Annotated in this window: 4 protein-coding genes; all 4 read right to left on the bottom strand. The window is 63.4% G+C overall.

What is annotated here, in order from left to right:
- Positions 1 to 130 precede the first annotated feature (130 nt).
- Positions 131 to 1,417 (bottom strand): ArgE/DapE family deacylase, encoded by a 1,287-nt coding sequence (locus tag RMN95_RS16690; RefSeq protein ID WP_309618029.1) that lies wholly within the window; start codon positions 1,415 to 1,417, stop codon positions 131 to 133.
- Between the two features lie 107 nt (positions 1,418 to 1,524).
- Positions 1,525 to 2,994 (bottom strand): MFS transporter, encoded by a 1,470-nt coding sequence (locus tag RMN95_RS16685; RefSeq protein WP_309618028.1) that lies wholly within the window; start codon positions 2,992 to 2,994, stop codon positions 1,525 to 1,527.
- Between the two features lie 463 nt (positions 2,995 to 3,457).
- Entirely contained in the window at positions 3,458 to 3,790 is a 333-nt protein-coding gene (locus RMN95_RS16680) for an SdpI family protein (protein ID WP_309618027.1), read from the bottom strand.
- A 385-nt stretch (positions 3,791 to 4,175) separates the two neighbouring features.
- Positions 4,176 to 4,394, bottom strand: coding sequence for a hypothetical protein (locus tag RMN95_RS16675; protein ID WP_309618026.1), 219 nt, complete (start codon positions 4,392 to 4,394; stop codon positions 4,176 to 4,178).
- Positions 4,395 to 4,435: the final 41 nt, after the last annotated feature.

Below are 4,435 nucleotides of genomic sequence, written 5' to 3'. Positions count from 1 at the left end.
CCGACCTGGGTGAGCACGTCTGCAAGCTGGTCGCCGATGGTGGTTGCTGCCGTCGTACTGGCGGGCATGATTTCCTCCAGTCGATGCCGCGGGTGTGGCTCAAGCCTAAGTGTGTGTGGCTGTGCGCGGGCTAGGTGACCGATTCGCGGGCACCGCAGCGCCGAATCGCCAGCAGCAGCAGCGACCGAGTGACGGACATCAGCTCGGCGATGTTCACCTGCTCACGGGGCGCGTGGGCGAAGCGTACATCCCCGGGCCCGTAGTGCAGAGTCGGGATGCCGCCGATGCCGGAGTACAGCCGGAGGTCACTGCCGTACGGGGCCGCAGCAGTCTCAGGAAGACTGCCGCCGGAGACATCCACTACCGATTGCGCCATTTGCCCGATGAGTGGATGCTCGGAGTCAAGCCAACCGCTGGCGAACTGTCCGCCGGGCCAGGTGAGAACCACCGGATGGTCGCGAAGCCATGGGTCGCGAGCCGATGCCGCGCCGATCGCACGGGTGAGCGCTTCGCGGGCGTCCTCCGGCGCTTCTCCCAATCGAACCCCTAAACGACCATCGGCCGTCAGAATGTCAGGGACGCTACTCGGCCAGTCACCGGCCGAGAGTCGCCCGATCGAGATGGGGTACGGAAGGATCGTGTCGGCGAACCGAGCGTCAGGAACGGCGTTGCGTGCACGCTCGAGTTCCGCGATGGCGGCATAGATCGGCAGAAACGCGTCGAGGGCGCTGACACCCTCGAGGCGTGTGCTGCCATGAGCGGCCCGCCCCGGAACGACGATCCGAAATGTCAGCGCACCGGCGTTCGCCGTCACAATGCGATTGCTCGTCGGTTCGCTGATGACGGCGGCCTCCCCGGTGTGCCCGCGCAGCAGTGTGGCGAACGCGCCCAGACCGCCGTCCTCCTCGCTGACAACGGAATGGATGCCCAACGGCCGACTGAGCGTGACCCCGGACGCCGCGAGGGTGCGGACCACGGCCATGTTCGCGGCCACCCCGGCTTTCATGTCGCAGGCACCTCGACCGTGCAGCACTCCACCGCTGATCGAGCCGCTGAATGCGTCGCGATCGTCCCATTTATCGAGATCACCGGTGGGCACGACATCAATGTGACCCTGCAGAATCAGGGCCGGGATGCCGCTGCCACCGATCGTCGCAACAAGACCGTACCCCTCCTCCCGATCGGTCTCGATGCCGGGGAACTGGGCGTGCGCGGTCAGCGCGTCGAGGTCGAACTTCCAACTGTCGACGTCACATCCGTAGCGTGCCAATTCGGTCGCCTGGTCGTGCTGCAACTGGGATTCCTCCGCGGTGCCCGTCACGCTGGGTACGCGGATTGACTCCACGAGGCTGTGCACCAGGAGTTGCTCATCCAGGGAGTCGAGCATCCGCGCTTCGAAGGGGGAAATGGTGGGCATGCTGCACTCTATCGACCGGTGGCGCTGCGAGCGCGGTGGTTTGGGGCAACCTCGGCTGTGCGCATGACCGCGCTTGTCCCACAACGCAGCGCTTGCTGGGCGGAATTCTAGGCGCCTGCTGCGACCGTGGCGGGAGGGTCGCCTTCACTGTTCATGGCCAATTCGGAGTCTGCCTTATGGGCGGCGACCTGGGCCGCGTTCGGGAGCAGAAAGGTGGCTATCGCAGCGAGGCTCAGGGCGGTGATCGGCACCCAGATGCCGCCAAGAAACGCATCTCGGAGCACCCCGGGCGTGAACCTGTCTCCGATAATGCCGAAAAAGACGACGCCAACCACGGCCACACCGATGGCCGAGCCGACCTGCTGGAACGTTCCGAGAACACCCGATGCCGCCCCCGCGCTGGCAATCGGCGTCTGTGCCAGGGCGACATCGGTCAACGGCACAACCAGGAGAGTGAGCCCAAGGCCGGCCAGTGCCATCGGCGCGATCAGGTCAGGACCGACGAGATCGTCGCCCACGCTCGCGACGATAGTCGCCATCCAGAGGTAACCGCCGATTTGTGCCAGGGCGCCCGTCAGGATCAGATACCTGCCCAGTCGCGGCCCAAGGGGAACCGCCACGCCACTGCCCACGAGAGCGCCGATGCTGAACGGCAGTGTCGTGAGGCCGGCGGCGATTGCCGAGAAGCCCAATCCGATCTGCAAATAGATCACCAGGATGAGGAAGAAGCCGCCGATCGACGCGCTGAACGAGAATGACGTCAGGGCTCCGGCCGAATATCCGCGACTGTGGAAGAGGGAAGGAGGCACCAGGGCGGAGCCGGACTGTGCATCGCGTCGTCGCTGGTGCCAGATGAAGATTCCCAGCAGCGCGGGGCTGGCGCCGATCATGACCCAGATCCATACCGGCCAGTCCAATTCGCGACCCTCGATCAGGCCGTACACCAGGACAAACAGTGTTGCCGAGATGAGAATCACGCCCACGACGTCCAGTCGAGTACGCGTGGCAGCGCGTGACTCAGGAATGTAGATAGCCGCCGCAATAAATAACAGCACGCCGACGGGCAGGTTGATGATGAATACACTGCGCCATCCGAGCTCGAAGGCGTTTTGGGTGACGAGAATACCGCCGAGCAGAGGCCCGGCCACCGCAGCGAGGCCCGAAATGAAGCCCAGGGCGCCGAACACGCCGGTGCGTTCCTTGGGCCCGAACAGCACCTGGATGATCGACAGCACCTGGGGGATCATCATGGCGCCGAACACGCCCTGAATTAGCCGCGAGACTACGAGCATGTCGCCGCTGACCGCCGCCGCGCACGAGGCCGAGGCGAGGGTGAAACCCGTGACACCGATCAGGAACAACCGCTTTCGGCCGAAAATGTCACCAAGACGGCCGCCCGTGATCAGGAGCACGGCGAAGGAGAGCACGTAGCCTGACACGATCCACTCGAGTTGCGCTGGGGTGGCGCCCAGATCCTTCTCGATAGCGGGAAGAGCCACGTTGACGATCGTCGTATCAAGTAGGTCCATGAAGGCGGCGAAAAGCAGCACGACAACGGCGATCCAGCGATGTTGCATGAGGGAGATTCTTTCTCTAATCGTCGGTCTCGACGATCTGGCTTAGCGCGACCAGATCTCTTCGGGGGTTAGTTCTGATGGCCCCACGTGCGTGTTTAGCCAATCTACGACAACAGGCCCATTCTTGAGCAGACCGCCGACATGGTCTCGACGGAAACCCCGGGGATGTTGGCGAGCGCGGGGGTTTGGCCCGAGCGCGCTCGTGCGCACCAGCGCGCTCGCGCCGGACGGGCGCGCTCGACCTAGGTTGCAACACTTACTGCACGGTGGGGCGCAGTGGGGCGGTGGCGAATTCGCGCATGCCGTCGTCGAAGCTGCTGACGGGCATCCACCCCCATTCATTTCTCGGGGGAGGAGAAAGGCTGACGGCTACCTGGCGCGACGAGCGAGCGCAAAACCAACCCGCAGCGCTCGAGCGAACCTCATCGGGTAGTTGGATCTGACGAGCTGCTCGAGTCCCACATCAGGTTGTCGATCCCCTCGCCTCTCGCCATGCAGCCAAGACGGACCATCCCAGGAACAGAAGGAAAAGGACGAGGCAGACAGTGGTGGCCCCCGGTATGAACTGGGCAAACCCTGCCGCGATCGCGACGAGAACAAAGCCAATCCATGACGGCCCCCGAGCGGCCCTGTGGCCTGCTAGCCACCCGGCATCACTGGCCATCGTGGGCGGAATCCTGATCCCTACGAAACCGTTGCGTTGAATCCTTCCCGATGCCGCGAGGTGGGTCACGACCACAACGAGGAGCATCGCGGCAGTGAGGACGTAGGCGGTCAAATCCATCTCGTAACTCATACGTGAGGATATCAACGCCGCACTGAATGGGCTGATGATGAAGGGGAAGACTTGCCAGCGAAACTCCTTTCGACATCCAGCGAACCTGGGAAAATTCGATAGCGAGCCTCTTACCAAAGAGGCTCGCTGGTTGCCACTACTGCGCGTCGGCTGTTTCAAACCCGGCGCGTTGTGCCCGGTCGGATATGCCCTCGAGTTCTTCGAAGACTGCTATCTGCAATCCGCCGGGTGCGTCGAGTCGGGAATTGAGTGATCGCCACGGTGTCTCGCGTGGTTCGCCCATAATGGTGGCCCCGGCTGCAGCAAGTGTGGTGGTGACACCGCGTCCGTCGGTAACCTCAAATGCCAGCCGGATGCCTGGACCCTGTTGCGCCCCGGTCTCAACCTAGTCGATCATCAATTTCTGGGCAGGGTTTGAGATTTCGAGGGTAGCGCGGCCGGCATCCAGAATCGAGACGCGGGCGTCACCGTCCCCTTCGAATGCGGCCTGTTCGGGGAGCCCTAGGGGATCACGATAGAAGGCGATGGCAGCGTCGAAGTCCTCCGCCTCCACAATGAGTCGCAGTTGAAGGACCGTGGCGGATTCGTTCGTGTGTGTATTCATGATGTGAGTTCAAGCGTGCGCACCTGTACAACTTCAATCCG

The organism is Salinibacterium sp., assembly GCF_031364185.1.
GTDB lineage: Bacteria > Actinomycetota > Actinomycetes > Actinomycetales > Microbacteriaceae > Rhodoglobus.
This window is presented reverse-complemented; position numbering and strand designations above follow the sequence as displayed.

Coding starts and splice junctions, on each gene's coding strand:
- RMN95_RS16675 (WP_309618026.1), bottom strand. CDS start 4,394: ATGAATACACACACGAACGAATCCGCCACGGTCCTTCAACTGCGACTC.
- RMN95_RS16685 (WP_309618028.1), bottom strand. CDS start 2,994: ATGCAACATCGCTGGATCGCCGTTGTCGTGCTGCTTTTCGCCGCCTTC.
- RMN95_RS16680 (WP_309618027.1), bottom strand. CDS start 3,790: ATGAGTTACGAGATGGATTTGACCGCCTACGTCCTCACTGCCGCGATG.
- RMN95_RS16690 (WP_309618029.1), bottom strand. CDS start 1,417: ATGCCCACCATTTCCCCCTTCGAAGCGCGGATGCTCGACTCCCTGGAT.